Source organism: Liquorilactobacillus sucicola DSM 21376 = JCM 15457 (assembly GCF_000612445.1).
GTDB classification, from domain to species: Bacteria; Bacillota; Bacilli; order Lactobacillales; family Lactobacillaceae; genus Liquorilactobacillus; species Liquorilactobacillus sucicola.
The window spans coordinates 114,900-131,227 of the sequence record NZ_BALC01000001.1 but is presented as its reverse complement, the minus strand read 5'-3'; the positions used below and the strand labels follow the sequence as shown (position 1 = coordinate 131,227).

Annotated in this window: 14 protein-coding genes and 2 pseudogenes; 2 read left to right on the top strand and 14 right to left on the bottom strand. The window is 39.4% G+C overall.

Features of this window, described 5'->3' with window-relative positions:
• The first annotated feature begins 60 nt into the window (after positions 1-60).
• Positions 61-246 carry a 50S ribosomal protein L28 gene (rpmB, locus tag JCM15457_RS00705; RefSeq protein WP_034986600.1) on the top strand — a complete coding sequence of 62 codons (186 nt, stop codon included), beginning with the start codon at positions 61-63 and terminating at the stop codon, positions 244-246.
• 235 nt (positions 247-481) lie between these two features.
• Here rpmB and JCM15457_RS00700 read toward each other — a convergent pair whose 3' ends face one another.
• The 11 genes and pseudogenes from JCM15457_RS00700 to gmk form a co-directional block, all read right to left on the bottom strand.
• A complete protein-coding gene (locus tag JCM15457_RS00700) occupies positions 482-1,138 on the bottom strand; it encodes a thiamine diphosphokinase (RefSeq protein ID WP_420836013.1) in 657 nt (218 codons plus the stop codon).
• Positions 1,131-1,787 (bottom strand): ribulose-phosphate 3-epimerase, encoded by a 657-nt coding sequence (rpe, locus tag JCM15457_RS00695; RefSeq protein WP_034986598.1) that lies wholly within the window; start codon positions 1,785-1,787, stop codon positions 1,131-1,133. The genes JCM15457_RS00700 and rpe overlap by 8 nt, the downstream gene beginning before the upstream one ends.
• 9 nt (positions 1,788-1,796) lie before the next feature.
• Positions 1,797-2,666 carry a ribosome small subunit-dependent GTPase A gene (gene rsgA / locus JCM15457_RS00690; RefSeq protein WP_034986596.1) on the bottom strand — a complete coding sequence of 290 codons (870 nt, stop codon included), beginning with the start codon at positions 2,664-2,666 and terminating at the stop codon, positions 1,797-1,799.
• 78 nt (positions 2,667-2,744) lie between these two features.
• Entirely contained in the window at positions 2,745-4,745 is a 2,001-nt protein-coding gene (pknB, locus tag JCM15457_RS00685) for a Stk1 family PASTA domain-containing Ser/Thr kinase (RefSeq protein WP_034986594.1), read from the bottom strand.
• A complete protein-coding gene (locus JCM15457_RS00680; RefSeq protein ID WP_034986593.1) occupies positions 4,742-5,494 on the bottom strand; it encodes a Stp1/IreP family PP2C-type Ser/Thr phosphatase in 753 nt (250 codons plus the stop codon). The genes pknB and JCM15457_RS00680 overlap by 4 nt, the downstream gene beginning before the upstream one ends.
• A 17-nt stretch (positions 5,495-5,511) precedes the next feature.
• Positions 5,512-6,855, bottom strand: coding sequence for a 16S rRNA (cytosine(967)-C(5))-methyltransferase RsmB (rsmB, locus tag JCM15457_RS00675; RefSeq protein ID WP_034986590.1), 1,344 nt, complete (start codon positions 6,853-6,855; stop codon positions 5,512-5,514).
• Positions 6,845-7,801 carry a methionyl-tRNA formyltransferase gene (gene fmt, locus JCM15457_RS00670; RefSeq protein ID WP_034986588.1) on the bottom strand — a complete coding sequence of 319 codons (957 nt, stop codon included), beginning with the start codon at positions 7,799-7,801 and terminating at the stop codon, positions 6,845-6,847. Before fmt ends, rsmB begins: the two co-directional genes overlap by 11 nt.
• Positions 7,802-7,821: 20 nt before the next feature.
• Positions 7,822-10,238, bottom strand: a pseudogene (gene priA / locus JCM15457_RS00665) (primosomal protein N').
• A 16-nt stretch (positions 10,239-10,254) separates the two neighbouring features.
• Entirely contained in the window at positions 10,255-11,451 is a 1,197-nt protein-coding gene (coaBC, locus tag JCM15457_RS00660) for a bifunctional phosphopantothenoylcysteine decarboxylase/phosphopantothenate--cysteine ligase CoaBC (protein WP_034986586.1), read from the bottom strand.
• 271 nt (positions 11,452-11,722) lie between these two features.
• Positions 11,723-11,935, bottom strand: a complete 213-nt coding sequence (gene rpoZ / locus JCM15457_RS00655; RefSeq protein WP_034986584.1) for a DNA-directed RNA polymerase subunit omega — start codon at positions 11,933-11,935, stop codon at positions 11,723-11,725.
• The gene (gene gmk, locus JCM15457_RS00650) at positions 11,932-12,552 is read right to left on the bottom strand and encodes a guanylate kinase (RefSeq protein WP_034986582.1); all 621 of its coding nucleotides are present in this window, start codon (positions 12,550-12,552) and stop codon (positions 11,932-11,934) included. Before gmk ends, rpoZ begins: the two co-directional genes overlap by 4 nt.
• A gap of 184 nt (positions 12,553-12,736) precedes the next feature.
• Here gmk and JCM15457_RS00645 point away from each other — a divergent pair, with 184 nt between their 5' ends.
• Positions 12,737-13,054 carry a hypothetical protein gene (locus JCM15457_RS00645; RefSeq protein WP_034986581.1) on the top strand — a complete coding sequence of 106 codons (318 nt, stop codon included), beginning with the start codon at positions 12,737-12,739 and terminating at the stop codon, positions 13,052-13,054.
• A 163-nt stretch (positions 13,055-13,217) separates the two neighbouring features.
• Here JCM15457_RS00645 and glnA read toward each other — a convergent pair.
• From glnA to JCM15457_RS00630, 3 genes and pseudogenes are all read right to left on the bottom strand, one after another.
• Positions 13,218-14,560: pseudogene (gene glnA / locus JCM15457_RS00640) on the bottom strand (type I glutamate--ammonia ligase).
• A 23-nt stretch (positions 14,561-14,583) separates the two neighbouring features.
• Positions 14,584-14,973, bottom strand: coding sequence for a MerR family transcriptional regulator (locus tag JCM15457_RS00635; RefSeq protein ID WP_034986580.1), 390 nt, complete (start codon positions 14,971-14,973; stop codon positions 14,584-14,586).
• 89 nt (positions 14,974-15,062) lie between these two features.
• On the bottom strand, positions 15,063-16,325 hold the full coding sequence (locus tag JCM15457_RS00630; RefSeq protein ID WP_034986579.1) for a methionine gamma-lyase family protein: 1,263 nt from the start codon (positions 16,323-16,325) through the stop codon (positions 15,063-15,065).
• Positions 16,326-16,328 lie beyond the last annotated feature (3 nt).

The window sequence follows — 16,328 nt, the reverse complement described above, 5'->3', positions numbered from 1 at the left end:
TTATCTAGTAAGTAAGCAGGAGTCTGCTTCGAAATCCTAGCAACAAAGGAGGAACGAATAATGGCAAAAGATTTTATTACAGGTCAAAAAACGACATTCGGTAAAAAACGTTCGCATGCTTTAAACCAATCAAGCCGTAGCTGGAAGCCAAATCTGCAAAAGGTTAGAATCTTAGTTGATGGCAAGCCAAAGAAAGTTTGGGTTTCTGCACGTACATTGAAATCTGGTAAAGTAACACGCGTTTAATTACGCTGGGCTCGTTTAATGGCGAGTCTTTTTTTATACACTCAACAAACTCATCCATGCCAATCAATTAAGCCAGCTATGATCGTCTTTAATCCGATCATAGCTGGCTTTGCCTGTATTATCCAAATGTCAAAAACTCGGTGTGGCACATTTTTAATTACAGCAACCGCTCGTGCTTTGGAAACATTTGCATTTCAACCCTATCAACTCATGAGAACTCTCCCCAGCATATTTATCAATCTTTACTTTGAATGACACACACTACACCAGTTTTAAAACTAAAATCAGCAGTTTCTCCTTCAAATTCATTACTAGCCAAAGAAATGGGAACAGAAAAGTCTTTTTTATTCAACCGATACTTCTCATCTTTTAGCGTTAATTCCTCGACAGGTGTTAGTGTAACAAACGCCAAATACTGTTTGTCATTTTCTTTTTTTATCTGATGTTCCCCTGGTTTAAAAAAACTGACTGTGTTGTATTTATCATAAATGAAGATCTTTTGCAAATATTCATAGAATGGGGCTCGCAACACAAAAAAGAGGTTTGCCAACAAATGATCTAATCTTCCGCCTGTTGCCCCAAAAATATTGATTTCACAAGGTTTATAGCGTTGGATAATCTCCTTTATTGCTAACTCTGTATCTGTATCGTCTTTCTCAGGTTTAGCAGTTATCATTTCTGACTCAGCGTTCCTTATTAATTTCTTTTCTTCCGATGATGCTGAATCAAAATCTCCGATAACAAAAGCCGGCCTAATCCCTCTTTTGACGAGATGGAATGCTCCACGATCTGCACCGACCCACAATATCTCTTTGGAATGTTTCTCAAATAAACCTTCCGGCCATTCAGAACTTGGGCCACCGACCATTAAGTTTATCTTCAGATCACTCATCTTTGGTCAATTCCTTAAGCAGTGCGACCTTTTTGCTAGGATCCTCACTCTCAAAAACGAAAGATCCTGCAACTGCTATTGTTGCACCGGCACTGGCACATTCTTTGATTGTTGTATCATTTATTCCGCCGTCAACTTCTACCTCAAACCAAAATTGTTCTTTCTTTCGAATTTTGGTCAATTGTCGAATCTTATTGACTACTTCAGGAATAAACTTCTGACCACCAAATCCCGGATCAACAGTCATTATCAAAACAGCATCAACAAATGGCAGCAATTCTTGAATGGCGCTTATTGGGGTCCCCGGATTAACGACAACTTCCGCTTTGCAGCCATTCTCTTTTATTAGTGCGAGGGTCCGGTGGATGTGCGGAGTTGCTTCAACATGAACACCAATCACATCCGCACCCGCTTGGGCGAATTGCTGGATGTACATGTCGGGCTGTTCGACCATCAAATGACAGTCGAGCACCATATCTGTCATTGGCCGAAGCGCCTGAACGGCTGCCGGGCCGAATGATAAATTAGGTACGAAGTGCCCATCCATAATGTCTATATGCAAGTATTCAGCCCCTGCTTGGTCTACTATTTTGACATCTTTTTGAATATTCAGAAAATTAGCACTTAAAATCGAAGGAGCAATTTTCATTTTTACACCTCATTTTTTATATTTAGGTTTTTGCCGTTTCAGCTCATTTTGAAACTGTATATAATTATCATATCTGCTTTTTAGGATTTCACCTTTTTGTACCTTGTCTTTGACAGCGCAATGTGGTTCATTCAAATGTAAACATCCGCGAAATTTGCAGCCACGCTGGTCAAAATCTGTAAAAAGCAGTGGCAGCTGTTCTTTTGTGACATCCAGCAACTCAAAAGAAGAAAAGCCCGGTGTATCAGCAATTAGATTCCCCTCAACAGGCAATAGAGCCGTTTTACGTGTCGTATGTCGGCCACGGCTGAGTGCTTTTGAAACTTCACCGGTTTCAAGCTGCAACTGTGGTGCTAAGGTATTGAGTAGTGTTGATTTTCCTGCCCCTGTTTGCCCCATAACAACTACAATATCATTTTTCAATCCAGTCAAGATCGTACTAGGTTCATCAGTTTGCGAAGAAAAGCACAGATAATACTTTTGATAATAAGCCATTATCTCACGCATCTTCTCAGCTTCTGAAGGAGGAAGTAGGTCTTCCTTTGAAAAGTAAAGTAGCGGTCGAATATTATTTTTTTCAAGCATCACGAGTTGACGATCTAATAGATTACTCGAAAATTTCGGTTCCTTACAGGCTGTCACTACTATTGCCACATCTACATTAGCAACCGGCGGCCTGATCATCGTATTCGTGCGCGGATATATTTTTAAAATATATCCCTCTTCTGGTTTATCAGCTTTAAACTCCACCCAGTCACCGACTAAAGGCGTTTGACCTTTTTTTCTAAAATTACCTCGTGCTCGTGTCCTGTACTCGATTCCGTCTACTTCGATATCATAATAACCGCTAAGTGATTGTCTAATTAGTCCCTTTACCAAGCTTATAACCTATCCCTTCACGTTTCATCAGCATGCCGCCGATTTCTCAGATTCATGTTGTAATATGTGTCAATAAAGTTAGTTTCCATTATGCGTAATATTATCACGTTCAGCAATCACAGTTCCATCGCGAACTATCTTATATTTGCCGCCGGTTCCATTATCAAGAGTAAATGGCAAGGTAACATTCGTATCCTTCGTAATGGTCTGTGTTTCATAGACATCACTCAAACGATGGTCCTTATCTTGGAGATAAATTTCAATCTTATTAGTTTTACTTCCATCAGGATTCGATTGCTGCGTTGTTCCGTCAAAAGGAATAGCCACATTAACATCAAAAGAATTCGACTTGCTGTTTGAAGAAGCAGAAGAACTTTGACTTGAGCTATCCTTAGTAGAGCTGTTCTGCGCTTCATTTGCAAGAGTGATTTCTAATATCTGTCCACTCTGAATACTCGTACCCGCTGCTGGATACTGCGAAACGGTTAAACTGGAATTGCTGCTACTTGAATTTGCAGCATCATTTTTTACTTTAAGAATCAGCCCCAACTCATCTGCGTAATCTTGAACGCTCTTTCTGGTGTAACCCGTAAGATCCCGTAGAATCATTTCTTTGGCTCCGGAACTAACAGTGAATGTTACTGTTGTATCATTCCAAATAACTTTTCTATTTTTCGAAATACTTTGTCCCAGAATTTCACCCTTAGCAGCCGTATTCGAATGTTTTTTTTCATTCAGGACAGTAACACCTTTGGCTTCAAGTTTATTTTTAACTGTCGTATAAGACTGTCCCTTGTAGTCGCCAAACTTAAATTTTTCTTGCCCTTTTGAAAGAATGATGTTGACCTTTGAATTTTGCCGCACGCTAGTGCCTTCTTTAGGGCGACTTGCTACTATTTGACCATAATAATATTTGCTGCTATAACGCTGCTTAACACTGCCGACCTTCAGCTTCAAATCTTTTAAAGTGCTCTTTGCCTCAACTTCTGTCATTCCGCGCAAATCTGGAATCTCGACATTTCTGGGAAGCATCAAGCCAATAGCAGTCACCGTTGTCAGCAATATAACAATAAGAAAGCTTATCCCAAAGACAAGCCATTTTTTTCTTCGACTCCACTTTTTCTTTTCTTTTTTGTTCCTGCTGGTGTCTTCTGCCGCTTTTTGGTCTTTTTTTAAATCCTTTTCCCTCAATGGTGTCAGTATCTTAGTTTCTTCATCATTGCTTTTTTCAGGTAGCCACTTTTTTTCGTTCGAACGTGCCAGTGACAATGCCGTACCCAAATCATTTGCCATCTCAGTAACAGAAGCATAGCGATCTGTAAGTAGTTTAGCTGTCGCATGCAAGACCACATTTTCCAAAGCTTGCGGAATTTGTTCATCAAAGTCTCGCACTGATGGCATTTCATTTTGAAAATGTTTTAAGGCTATTGAGACTGCTGTTTCCCCCTGATATGGAACTCTACCTGTCAGCATTTCAAAAAGGATGATCCCAAGTGAATATATATCTGACTGTTTGGTAACTGTGCTTCCCCGCGCCTGTTCCGGTGAAAGATAGTGTACAGATCCCATCAATGTATTCGTCTGTGTTAGAGAATATTCTGAAGTAACTAGTGCAATCCCAAAATCAGTAATCTTGACCTGATTATTTGAATCAATTAGTATATTCTGCGGTTTCAAATCACGATGGATAATATCGTGTGCATGTGCTTCCGCAACCGCTGAAAGAATCTGTTCCATAATGCTTATGATTTGTTCATAGTTGAAAGGAAAATTTTTTGCAATATAGCTTTTAAGATCCATTCCCTGAACGTATTCCATTACCAGATACTGCATTCCATTCTCTTCACCAACGTCATAGATACTAACGATATTCGGATGTGCAAGTTCAGTTAGGGAGATAGCTTCACGTTTAAAGCGGCGCACTGCCCCCGGATCATCCCGCAGATCCAGCCGTAACAGTTTGACAGCCACCTCACGTTTTAATATTAAATCGTATGCGAGATACACATTTGCCATTCCACCCTCACCAAGGGTATTTTTGATTTTATAACGACCACTCAAAATATATCCCGTCTTCATCCTGTTTTCACCTCGGCCTCATCCTTTGACTGGGCAATTAAAAGTGTTATATTATCATTTCCTCCAGCTTGATTAGCATAATCAATCAGCAGGTTGCACTTTTCTTGTAGGTCCGCTTCCTGATACAGGACCTGTGCTATTTGTTCATCCTCTACCATATTCGTCAAACCATCTGAACAAAGCAAAAGCAAATCACATTTTTTTAATTTCAGTATTTTTTCATCCAAATTAGCGTTCTCAGAAACACCTAATGTTCGTGTAATAATATTCTTTTGAGGATGGTGTTTAGCCTCCTCAGAACTTATTTGTCCCCTTTTAACCAATTCATTTACAAATGAATGATCTTCTGTCAACTGGACAAGTTTACCCTCACGATACAAATACCCTCTGCTATCGCCAATGTTACCCAGTAAGTAGCTGTCACCAAAAAACATTGCACAAACCAGTGTCGTTCCCATTCCATTCAAATCTTCATACTGCTGTGCTCGCTCCAAAATCATTTTATTTTCCTTATTAACTTCTAATTTGAGCCACTCTCTACCCTCATCCGGCTCATCAAACTTAGTTTCCTCAAAACGATAACCTAAATATGAAACCGCCATCTCTGAGGCAACATCACCGCCCTTGTGTCCTCCTAATCCATCTGCGATAATGGCAAACTTAATGCCGACCTTGTTTTGGAATAATCCAACATAATCCTCATTTTTAGTTCTTACCCGCCCAATGTCGCTTTTATAAGCAAATTCCACTGACAAATCACCTCAACTTAACGTAGCTTTTTTAATGTTGCAATAAAGAAACCATCTGAACCATAGTCATCTGGGTAAATACTCAAGGTTTGAGTATTTCTGTCGCCTTTGATATTGTTGACAGTCATTGTTTTACAGCACTCAAACACAGTGTGTTCTTTTAAAAAGTGCTCAACAACATCGTGATTTTCTTCATTCATTATTGAACACGTACTGTACGTCAGTATTCCTCCAACTTTGACTAATCCTGCAACTTTATTCAGAATCTCCAATTGCACTCGTTGCAAGTTCAACAGATCCTGCTCATGTTTTTGATACCTAATTTCAGGTTTGCGCCGTAGCAGGCCCAACCCTGAACATGGTGCATCGACTAGTACCTTATCAAATGTTTTCGGTGCAAAAAATTCATCAGACTTGCGTGCATCCATTACCATTGCATTAACCTTATCTGCTACCCCGCACCTGCTTGCATTATCTATAATCAACTTAACTTTGTGTTTATGTATATCAAGTGCAGTCACCTTGCCGCTATCTAGTTTTTCAGCAATATGAACCGTTTTTCCTCCTGGGGCAGCACAGGCGTCTAAAATAGTATCTTGTGGTTGAACTCCCATTGACTCAACCACGAGGGTTGCACTTTCATCTTGAACTATTAGATCTCCCTGCTGATAACTCTCGCTTTCAGGGATAAACCCCTTTGTGATAATTAAGCTGGATGGAGTAACCAGACTCTCTTCATATTCTACTTTTTCTTTTTGTAAAGCCGCCATTACTTCTTTTTTAGATGTACTTGAAAAGTTAATCCGAACTGTTTGGTGTGGCTGTTGATTAATTGACTGCAAGATACTAGTCGTCTTTGCGGTACCATTTTGTTTAATCAGTTTTTTAACAAGCCATTCCGGAACACTATCTCGTAACGACATTTTTACGATATCAGATGAAACTTCATTGATATCACGTACTCCCTGTCGCAAAATTGCATGTAAGATTCCTGTTACAAACTTACGTATTCCATCGTGTCCTTTGCGTTTAGCGATTTCAATTGACTCATTCAAAATCGCATGATTAGGAATTTTGTCCAAAAATTTCATCTGATAAAGGGCACTTAATAGTAATTGTTTAACCCAAGGTGTGATTTTTTTATTTTTTTTAGTAAAGGGTTCAAGCCAATACTCAAGTAATAAACGATTTTGTAAGACACCATACACTATATTGGTCAGCAGATGTGCGTCTCTCTTAGAAAGAGTATTCCTTTTGATTGTCTGATCCAAAACAATGTTGGAGTAAGCACCCTCTTGCTCAATTCTTGTCAGCAACTCCACCGCTAAAAAGCGAACAGACTGTTGAATTTCATTTGTCATTTTCAATCACCTTTTGTCCAAGTTTGATGTTTTGCCCTACACCGTTCAGATAATCAGTGATTTTCATCCGCGGTTTACCGGCTGGTTGTAAACTATCAATTTGATAAACACTTCCTTTAGCTGCAGCAATTTTTAGTTGATGTTTGCTGATTGCTACGACAAAACCAGGTTCCAGTTCTGTTTTTTCTTCAAGGGGCGTGATCTGCCACAACTTGGTCCTTTTCCCATTGAACTTCTTGAAGTATGCCCCTGGCGTTGGCCTTAATGCTCTAATCTTCCAATCCAGTTCTTGCGCCGTTTGATTCAAAAAAAGTTCCTCTTGCTCAGGTGATATGATAGGAGAAAAAGTCACTTCTGCTTCGTTTTGCAATTGTGCCTGAATTTTACCGGCTATTAGCCTCGGAATTGTTTTCAACAACAAGTCTCGGCCAAGAACACTCATTTTTTCAAAGATAGTTCCAGTATCGTCAGTTTCAGTTATCGGCAATTCTGCCTGTGCGAGCATATCTCCGGCATCCATTTTTTTAATCATATAAATAATCGTTACACCTGTTTTTTCTTCTCCATTCATAATGGCATATTGAACAGGCGCTCCACCTCGATATTTTGGCAGCAAAGAACCATGAACGTTTATTGCACCTATTTTAGTCGCCTTAATCAGTTTATCTGGTAAGAATTGACCAAACGCGGCTGTGACGATCAAATCAGGTGCAAGAGCAATGATCTGTTCCAATTCAGAACTGCCACTTATTTTTTCTGGTTGTAAAACTTTTATCTCGTTTGCTAAAGCAACTTGTTTGACTGGGGACGCCGTTAGTTTGTGCTTCCTTCCTGTATGCCGATCTGGTTGTGTAACTACTGCTTTGATATCATAATCATTTTTTATCAGGCCCTCCAAGATTACTGCGGCAAATTTGGGTGTTCCCATAAATACAATTGATGTCATTTTTATTCCCCATCCTTTTACTAAACAAAATTAAGCGGTTCCCTGTCGATCATTATTTGAATTCCATTACGCTCATCTTTTTGACTCTTATGCAGTACTTCATTCAAATATGAAAATAATCGTTCTTCATGCTTGTACTTCACAATAAGTTGATAAAAATACCTGTTATTAATTCTTGCTACCGCTTGAGGTGTCGGGCCCAAAATCATTGCTTGCGAACTTAGACACTTCCGTATTTCGCCATATATTTGATACATTTTTTTGGCTGCTTGGCTCTCATCTCTTGAGCTGGCTGTAATCTGAACTGTGAAATAGTATGGTGGATACACGCCTTGATGCCGAATCGTCATTTCTTTTCTGAAAAACAATTCATAGTTCTGCTCTCTTGCCAAACGAATAGCATAATGATCTGGGTTGTATGTTTGAATAACTACGCGTCCCACCTTATTGGCTCTTCCCGCACGTCCACTGACTTGCGTTAAAAGTTGGAAAGTCTTCTCGCTAGCACGAAAGTCAGCCATTCCCAATGCAGTATCTGCATTCAAAACTCCCACAAGCGTAACATCGGGATAATCCAGTCCCTTAGCAATCATCTGGGTTCCAAGCAAAATATCAGCTTCGCGCCGACCAAATTTATCTAGAATTCGGGCATGCGCGCCTTTACGCCTAGTCGTATCGACATCCATTCTTAAAATTCGCGCCTTGGGAAATATTTTTTGAAGTTCTGTTTCAACTTGCTGCGTCCCAGTTCCATAATACCTAATATGTCGTCCTTTACAACTGGGGCAGATTTGCGGTATTGCCTCCTCATGTCCGCAATAATGGCATTTCATCGAATGAGTATCCATATGCAGCGTCAAAGAAATATCACAATTGGGGCATTTCAAAACAAAACCACAATCGCGACACATCATAAATGAAGAGTATCCCCGTCGATTCAGCATCAAAATTATTTGTTCATTCCGTTCAAGAGTTTGCTGAATACCATCAAGCATTGTTTTTGAAAAATTCATATTTTTAGCAAAAGGGACTTCTTGCCGCATGTCAATAATCTCAACTTTAGGAAGAGGCTGCTTGTTGATACGTGCATCCATATGCAACCAGTGATAAACTCCCTTTTGAGCGCGAGCTCTTGATTCCAAAGAAGGTGTTGCACTTCCCAATAAAACAGGACAGTGATGATACTTTGCCCGCCATTTAGCAACATCGCGAGCATGATAACGCGGCATATTGTCTTGTTTATAGCTAGTTTCATGTTCTTCGTCAATAATAATAATTCCAATATTTTTCAATGGTGCGAAAATAGCTGATCGTGCTCCGACAACAACCTGTGCTTCATTTTTTTCTATCCGCCGCCATTCATCAAATCTTTCACCATTTGACAAACCGCTGTGCAGCAACGCAACTTTTTTCCCAAAACGCGATGTCACCCGCTCAACCATCTGGGGCGTCAAGCTATTTCAGGCACAAGCATCAAAGCAGTTTTACCAGCCTTCAAAACATTAGCGATAACTTGAAGATAGACTTCTGTCTTCCCACTTCCGGTTACGCCCTGTAAAAGAAATGTTGTCGGTTGCTGTTCATCTGCTTTTTGGCTGACAGCCTCTACAGCTATTTTTTGCTGCGGTGTCAGCACCCTAGGCGTAGTCTGTTCTATGTTCAAGTTTTTCCTCGGGTCTCGATATTGTTCGATTCTTTTGCGCAAAAGCCAACCCTTTTTTTCGGCAGTTCGCAGAACATCAGCCTTCAAATGTGTCTCAGTTTCAACCTGCAGCTGAGGAATCAGCTCCTCTTGATGGTCATTCAAATAATCCAATAATGTTCTGAGGTTATTTGCATTTGTTCTCAAATTATCTTTTTCTCGTGCGATTTCGGTGCCTGTCAACAGAGACTTAATTACAGTTATTTTTTTGGCTTTAGCCTTATCCTTAACAAGATAACGAATCTCCACCTTATTTTGCTGACGCGCCTTTATTAATTGCCCTAGCAATTCGGCTGGGATTTTCTGCTCATCAAAATCAGCTTCATTCTTTCCCGAAAAAAAGGAGTGCACTTCTTCGTTAACATCATCCGACAACAATACTATCTTCTTTTGATATTGAGCCCGCATTGCACTGGGAAGCATTGCCTGCATACAGCTTATTCGAAATGAAAATGTATACTGTGCCATCCATTCAGCCATTTTTAAACGCTCATCATTCAAAACCGGCTCCAAATCAATAACTGAGAAAATTTTCTTTAACTTACCTGCATACTCGCTCTTATTGAAAATCCGCACGACAAAACCTTGAATCAAGCGATTTCCTTTACCAAAAGGAACAACAACACGCATACCGATGCTAAGACGATCTCTCAAATGCTCATCGAGCTCGTATGTGAAAGGCTTGTCTGTCTGCATAGTCGGCACATCTACAATTACTTCTGCATATTGTATAATGTTAAGCTACCTTCTTTCAAAAACTCATTATGCAATCAAAGATTTTTTCTGCTATCTGTCTTTTATCACTTTTTTTTACTAAAAGAGGTTCATGACCAGGACGTAAAAATGTAACTTCATTTTGCTTGCTTCCAAAACCAATATCGGCACGTGAAACGTCATTTGCAACTAATAAGTCCACTCTTTTTTCTTGCATTTTTCGTGTAGCATTCTCTAAAAGATTTTGTGTTTCAGCAGCAAAGCCAATCAGCACTTGCTCCTTCTTTTTTTGTCCTAGCCTTTTCAAAATATCAATGTTCTTGACTAACTTTAATTCAAGTGTACTACTTTTTTTCTTTATCTTTTGAGCTGCCGGCTTCTCAATTCGATAATCCGAAACCGCCGCTGCCATAATTACAATATCCATTTTAGCGAAATACTTATCAACCTCTTGTGCCATCTCCGCAGTTGTTTTAATCGAAACAACATGCACACCTGCAGGACACGCAAGTGTTGTCGGGCCAGAAATCAATGTGACTTTCGCTCCACGCTCTGCCGCTGCCTGTGCCAAAGCATAGCCCATTCTACCAGTTGAGTGATTAGTAATGTACCTGACCGGATCAATTGGTTCGACTGTTTTTCCCGCTGTGATAAGAACCCTTTTACCCTTCATATCTTTTACACTGGAGTCAGACTGTGCTATTTTTCCTTGGATCCATTTCATAACATCAGTTACTGCCGGTAGGCGTCCTCTTCCCTCATAGCCTTCTGCCAAAAAACCGGCATCCGGTTCAAGCACATTAACACCGTCAGCTCTCAGACATGCAAAATTGCGGACCGTAGCTGCATTTTTTAGCATTTTTTCATTCATCGCCGGAACAACAAATTTAGGGCAAGCCGAAGCGAGTAGCGCACTCGTAACAAAATCATCAGCTAAGCCATGGGAGATTTTGGCAATAACATTTGCAGTAGCAGGAATAACGACCGCAGCATCAGACCAATCAGCCAATTCAATATGCGGCACAATTTCATCGTCGTAGACTAAGGTTTTATCCGTATAGACACGGTGTCGACTCAAAGTCTGCAATGTGGTTGGTGTAATAAATTCAGTTGCAGTTCTAGTCATTGCAACTCTGACCTGTGCCCCATCCTTAATTAAAGCTCTCACAAAATAAGCTGCTTTATAGGCCGCTATCCCTCCTGTTATATACACTGCCACGTGTTTATTTTTCACGTTGTCTCCCCCTTTAAGATTGTATTCTTATTGTATCAATTTTAAAATCCTTTTTTAAGCCCTTCACACTCAAAAAAACATATTCATCTCAACTGAGCAATTACCGATAAAAGCTAACTCTTCAGATAGCAAAATAAGAGAATCACGACAAACGACATTAGTCCCACCACTATACTGAAGCAAATACTCCTCTAATATAGTGAGCCATATGTCGCTTTTATCTCGATTCTCTTACCTGCTGTAAATAAAACTTAATTATTTTTATAGTACTTTATACCTTTTCGCGCTCATCGGGATCAATAATCAAATCACCACTTGCAATCTCTTCTAAAGCCTTACCAACATTTTTAACTGATTTATACTCGCTTAACATTGGCAAAGCTCCTGCATCAAGTTCATGTGCCCGCTTGCTAGCCAACATTATCAACGAGTAACGCGAATCAACTTTTTCTAATAAATCATCAACAGATGGATATAATATCATTTCAAAACATCTCCTAGTTGTTTTTTGTAGTCTGGCAAAAAGCGTTTTACACGCCAACGTTCTGCTCGAATAATTGTCTTAATTTTTTCAACAGCAGATGGAACCTCGTCATTTACGACAGCATAGTCGTAATTCTGCATCATTTCTATTTCATCGACCGCTTTTTCCATCCGCTTGTCAATCGTCGCTAAATCGTCTGTACCTCTTTCGATGATGCGATGCCGCAATTCCATCAAATCCGGCGGGGTTAAAAAGATGAACAAGCCATCTGGGCACTTTTCTCTAACTTGCATGGCACCATTGACTTCGATTTCTAGAAATACATCTTTCCCACTATCGAGCATTTCATTGACATATTTTAATGGTGTCCCATAGTAGTTGTCAACATATCGTGCATACTCTAGCATTCCACCTGTAGCAATTTCATTTTCAAATTGTTCTTTGGAAACAAAGAAGTAATCACGGCCATTAACTTCGCCAGGTCTCATTGCCCGTGTGGTCATTGAAATGGAGTAGTGAAACTTGTTGTCATCCTGTTCAAAAATGGCTTTTCTCACAGTTCCCTTTCCTACTCCCGAAGGACCAGATAGTACGATCAGCATTCCCCTGTTAGACATGTTTTTAATTTCCCCTCTAAAATAATGTGTTAATTCCATAATGTGCTATTTTAAGCTTTTTTTCAAGCATATCTTAGCAAAATTCAATTATTATTTTAATTAGACTTAAAATAAGCTCTTGCAAATTCGAACGTTTGTTCTTATAATAGGTATATCGAACATTTGTTCTGAAAGGAGTTATATTATGCTTGAACTTAAAAAAACAACTTTTCAGCAATTAACACAGACACTTCAAAGCCAATTTGCAACTGCAGAACCCAAGAAAGATAGTTTTTTACAGCAAATGCCTAAATTTCAATTAAACTTTTTTATCAATCAAGCCATCCAAAAGCATAGTTTAATCAAGCTGTGTTTACTTGATACGCATAAAAACGAGTTTTTTGCGACTGGTTATATCAATCGCAGCAAAGATAAAAAAAATTATTTTAAATTGGATACACTCACAACTAATATATCTTTCTTGGTAAACTTAGAACAAATAAAATATCTGTCCTTAGCATAAGAACTTGCCTTAAATTCAAAAATTGAAGTATACTACTGGACATTAATTTTTGTATATTAACTTACTTCGTAGTCAACAAGATTTTAAATAGGGAGCTGAACCAAAGTATTTTGGCCCAGCTCCCTATTCTTAATTTTTAACGTGTTACCATTCGTTTATTTTTTCAATAAAGCTCTAAGTACTGGTCTCTTTCCCATTGTGAAACTTCTTGACGATATGCTTCCCATTCAAGTCGTTTGCCCTCAAGGAAACTTTGGTACAAATGCGGCCCTAAAGACTTACCGATAACTTCATCTTTTTCAAGAGCCTTTAGCGCATTATGCAATGTTGACGGCAGATCAGTAATACCGTTTGCTTCACGCTCTTCCTTATCCATTACATAAATGTTGCGATCCACTGGCTTAGGAGGTTCAATTTTATTCCGCAAACCATCAAGGCCGGCTTCAAGAATGGAAGCAATTGCCAGATACGGGTTTGCTGAAGGATCAACGCTCCGCAGTTCGAGACGAGTTGACAATCCTCGAGCAATTGGAACACGAACAAGAGGCGACCTATTACGACCTGACCATGCAACATATACAGGAGCCTCGTACCCAGGTACTAACCTCTTATATGAATTAACAGTTGGATTCGTAATAGCTGTAAAACTACGTGCATGTTTCAAAAGTCCCCCTAAGAAATAACGTGCCTTCTCAGAAAGCTGCATATCATCTTTTTCATCAAAGAATGCATTTCCATTCTCACCGAACAAAGACATATTGATATGCATACCTGACCCATTAATCCTGTCTAATGGTTTAGGCATGAAGGTTGCATGCAACCCATGTTTTCTAGCAACAGTTTTAACAACAAGTTTGAACGTTGGATGTTGTCACAAGCATGCAGCGCATCTGCATATTTAAAGTCAATCTCATGTTGTCCAGGAGCCACTTCATGATGAGATGCTTCAACATCAAAGCCCATGCTTTCAAGTTCAAGCACGATATCACGTCGGCAATTTTCACCGAGATCAATAGGAGCTAAATCGAAGTAACTTCCCTTATCATTCAAATCAGTGGTTGGTTTTCCAGTTTGGGGATCAAGCTTGAACAAGAAAAATTCTGGTTCAGGCCCAATGTTAAACTCAGTAAAGCCTAATTTTTTCATCTCAGAAAGCACACGAATTAAGTTGTTACGAGGATCCCCGATGAATGGTGTACGATCCGCATTGTAAACTTCACAGATGACACGAGCAACCTTTCCATGTTCATTACCCCATGGGAAAATCATCCACGTTGAAAGATCCGGATACAGCCACATATCACTTTCTTCAATGCGGACAAACCCATCAATTGAGGAGCCATCAAACATCAACTTATTGTCCAGTAGTTTATCTAATTGACTAATTGGTACCTCAACATTTTTAATAACACCATATAAATCCGTAAACATTAAGCGCAGGAACTTAACATTCTCGTCTTTCGCAATCTTTCGAATATCATCCTTCGTATAACTAGGCTTTACCATTGTGAATCACTCCTTATCTGGAATTAGAAGTTCTTGTTATGTTTGAAAGAAACCTCATCTTCTCGCACCAAACCGCTAACAGACATAAATTCGTCACGCAATATCTTGCGAACATCTCTATCAGTCAATGGTTTTTCCAATTGTGCTTTTTTTTGAGCCTCTTTTCGCGCCTTTTCGTCATAAATATGCTTAATCCCCGCCATATTTATGCCTTCGTCAAGAAAATCTCTAATTTCCAGTAAACGATCAATATCATTTAGAGAATACATTCGCCGGTTACCCTCATTTCTTTTAGGCGTCACCAACTGCTGTTCCTCATAATACCTGATCTGTCTAGCCGAAAGATTTGTAAGTCTCATAACAGTCCCAATTGGCAAGACAGCAAGCGAGCGTCTGAGTTCCTTTTCTTTCATAACAACCCTCCTCTAAGCTACGATCCTATCATAGCAATTCATAAATTAATTGTCAACATTCAATGTCACTTTTTCTTACATGATTTAATTTAGAAAAAAGTTTCTTTCACTGCATTGCTGATCGCTATCTTCACATGTGCATACGTAAGTCCACCTTGAATATACAGAGTATACGGGGGCCGCATCGGACCATCAGAAGATAACTCAATCGTTGAACCTTCTGTAAAACTTCCAGATGCCATGATCTCTTCATCTTCATAACCTTCCATCTTGCTTGGAACAGGATCAACAAAAGAATTTACTGGTGAATAGTGTTGGATCGCACTGCAAAAATCAATCATTGCTTGTGGACTGCCCAGATTCACCGTCTGTACCAAGTCAGTTCTTGCGTCGTTCCACTTAGGTGAAACATCTAGATCCATTTTTTCGAGCAAAGCACTCGTAAAGATCGCACCTTTTATTGCATCACCTGTTACACTTGGTGCGACAAAAAAGCCATGGTACATGTCACGCATATGGCCAATCGTTGCTCCTTCATTCTTACCAGCACCAGGCACATTCAACCGATTCCCTGCTTGTTTTATCAGTTCCTTCTTGCCAACAATATAAGCTCCTGTCTTGGCAATCCCTGCACCAGCATTTTTGTAGAGCGAACCTGCCATCAAATCCGCGCCGAACTCTGTCGGTTCTTGCGTTTCTGAAAACTCACCATAGCAATTATCGATAAAAATAATTACATTAGGCAGCACTTGGCGTACAAATGAAATCATTTCTTTTATTTCAGAGACAGTAAAGCTCTTGCGTAATGCGTATCCGCGCGACCTTTGAATAGCAACAACTTTGATAGTCTTATTTTCACGTAACTTTTTTTCGGCAAAATCAAAATCAACTTTACCATCATCAAGTAATGGTGCGTAATCAAAATCTATCTTATAATCCTTCATGTTCCCCGCTTCATTGCCAACAACTCCTATAACCTGTTGGATTGTATCGTAAGGCATTCCAGTTAAATAAAAAAGTGTGTCGTTAGGTCGTAAAACACCAAATAAACTAGTTGTTATCGCATGTGTACCAGAAATCAATTGTGGCCTAACAATTGCATCATCAGTATGAAAATAGTCAGCATAAATAGCATCAAGCTTAGCACGTCCTAAATCATCATACCCGTAACCAGTAGAACCGGCAAAATCTTCTTCTGCAACATGATGTTTCCGAAAACATTCCAAAACCCGCATTTGATTATAAACAACTTGTTCATCTATTTCGTGTAGTTTGCCTGCTATCTGCTTTTCAACATCCGTAATTTTTTGTTGTAGTTCCTCTGGTAATTTTTCTTTCCATGAAAATGCCATTTT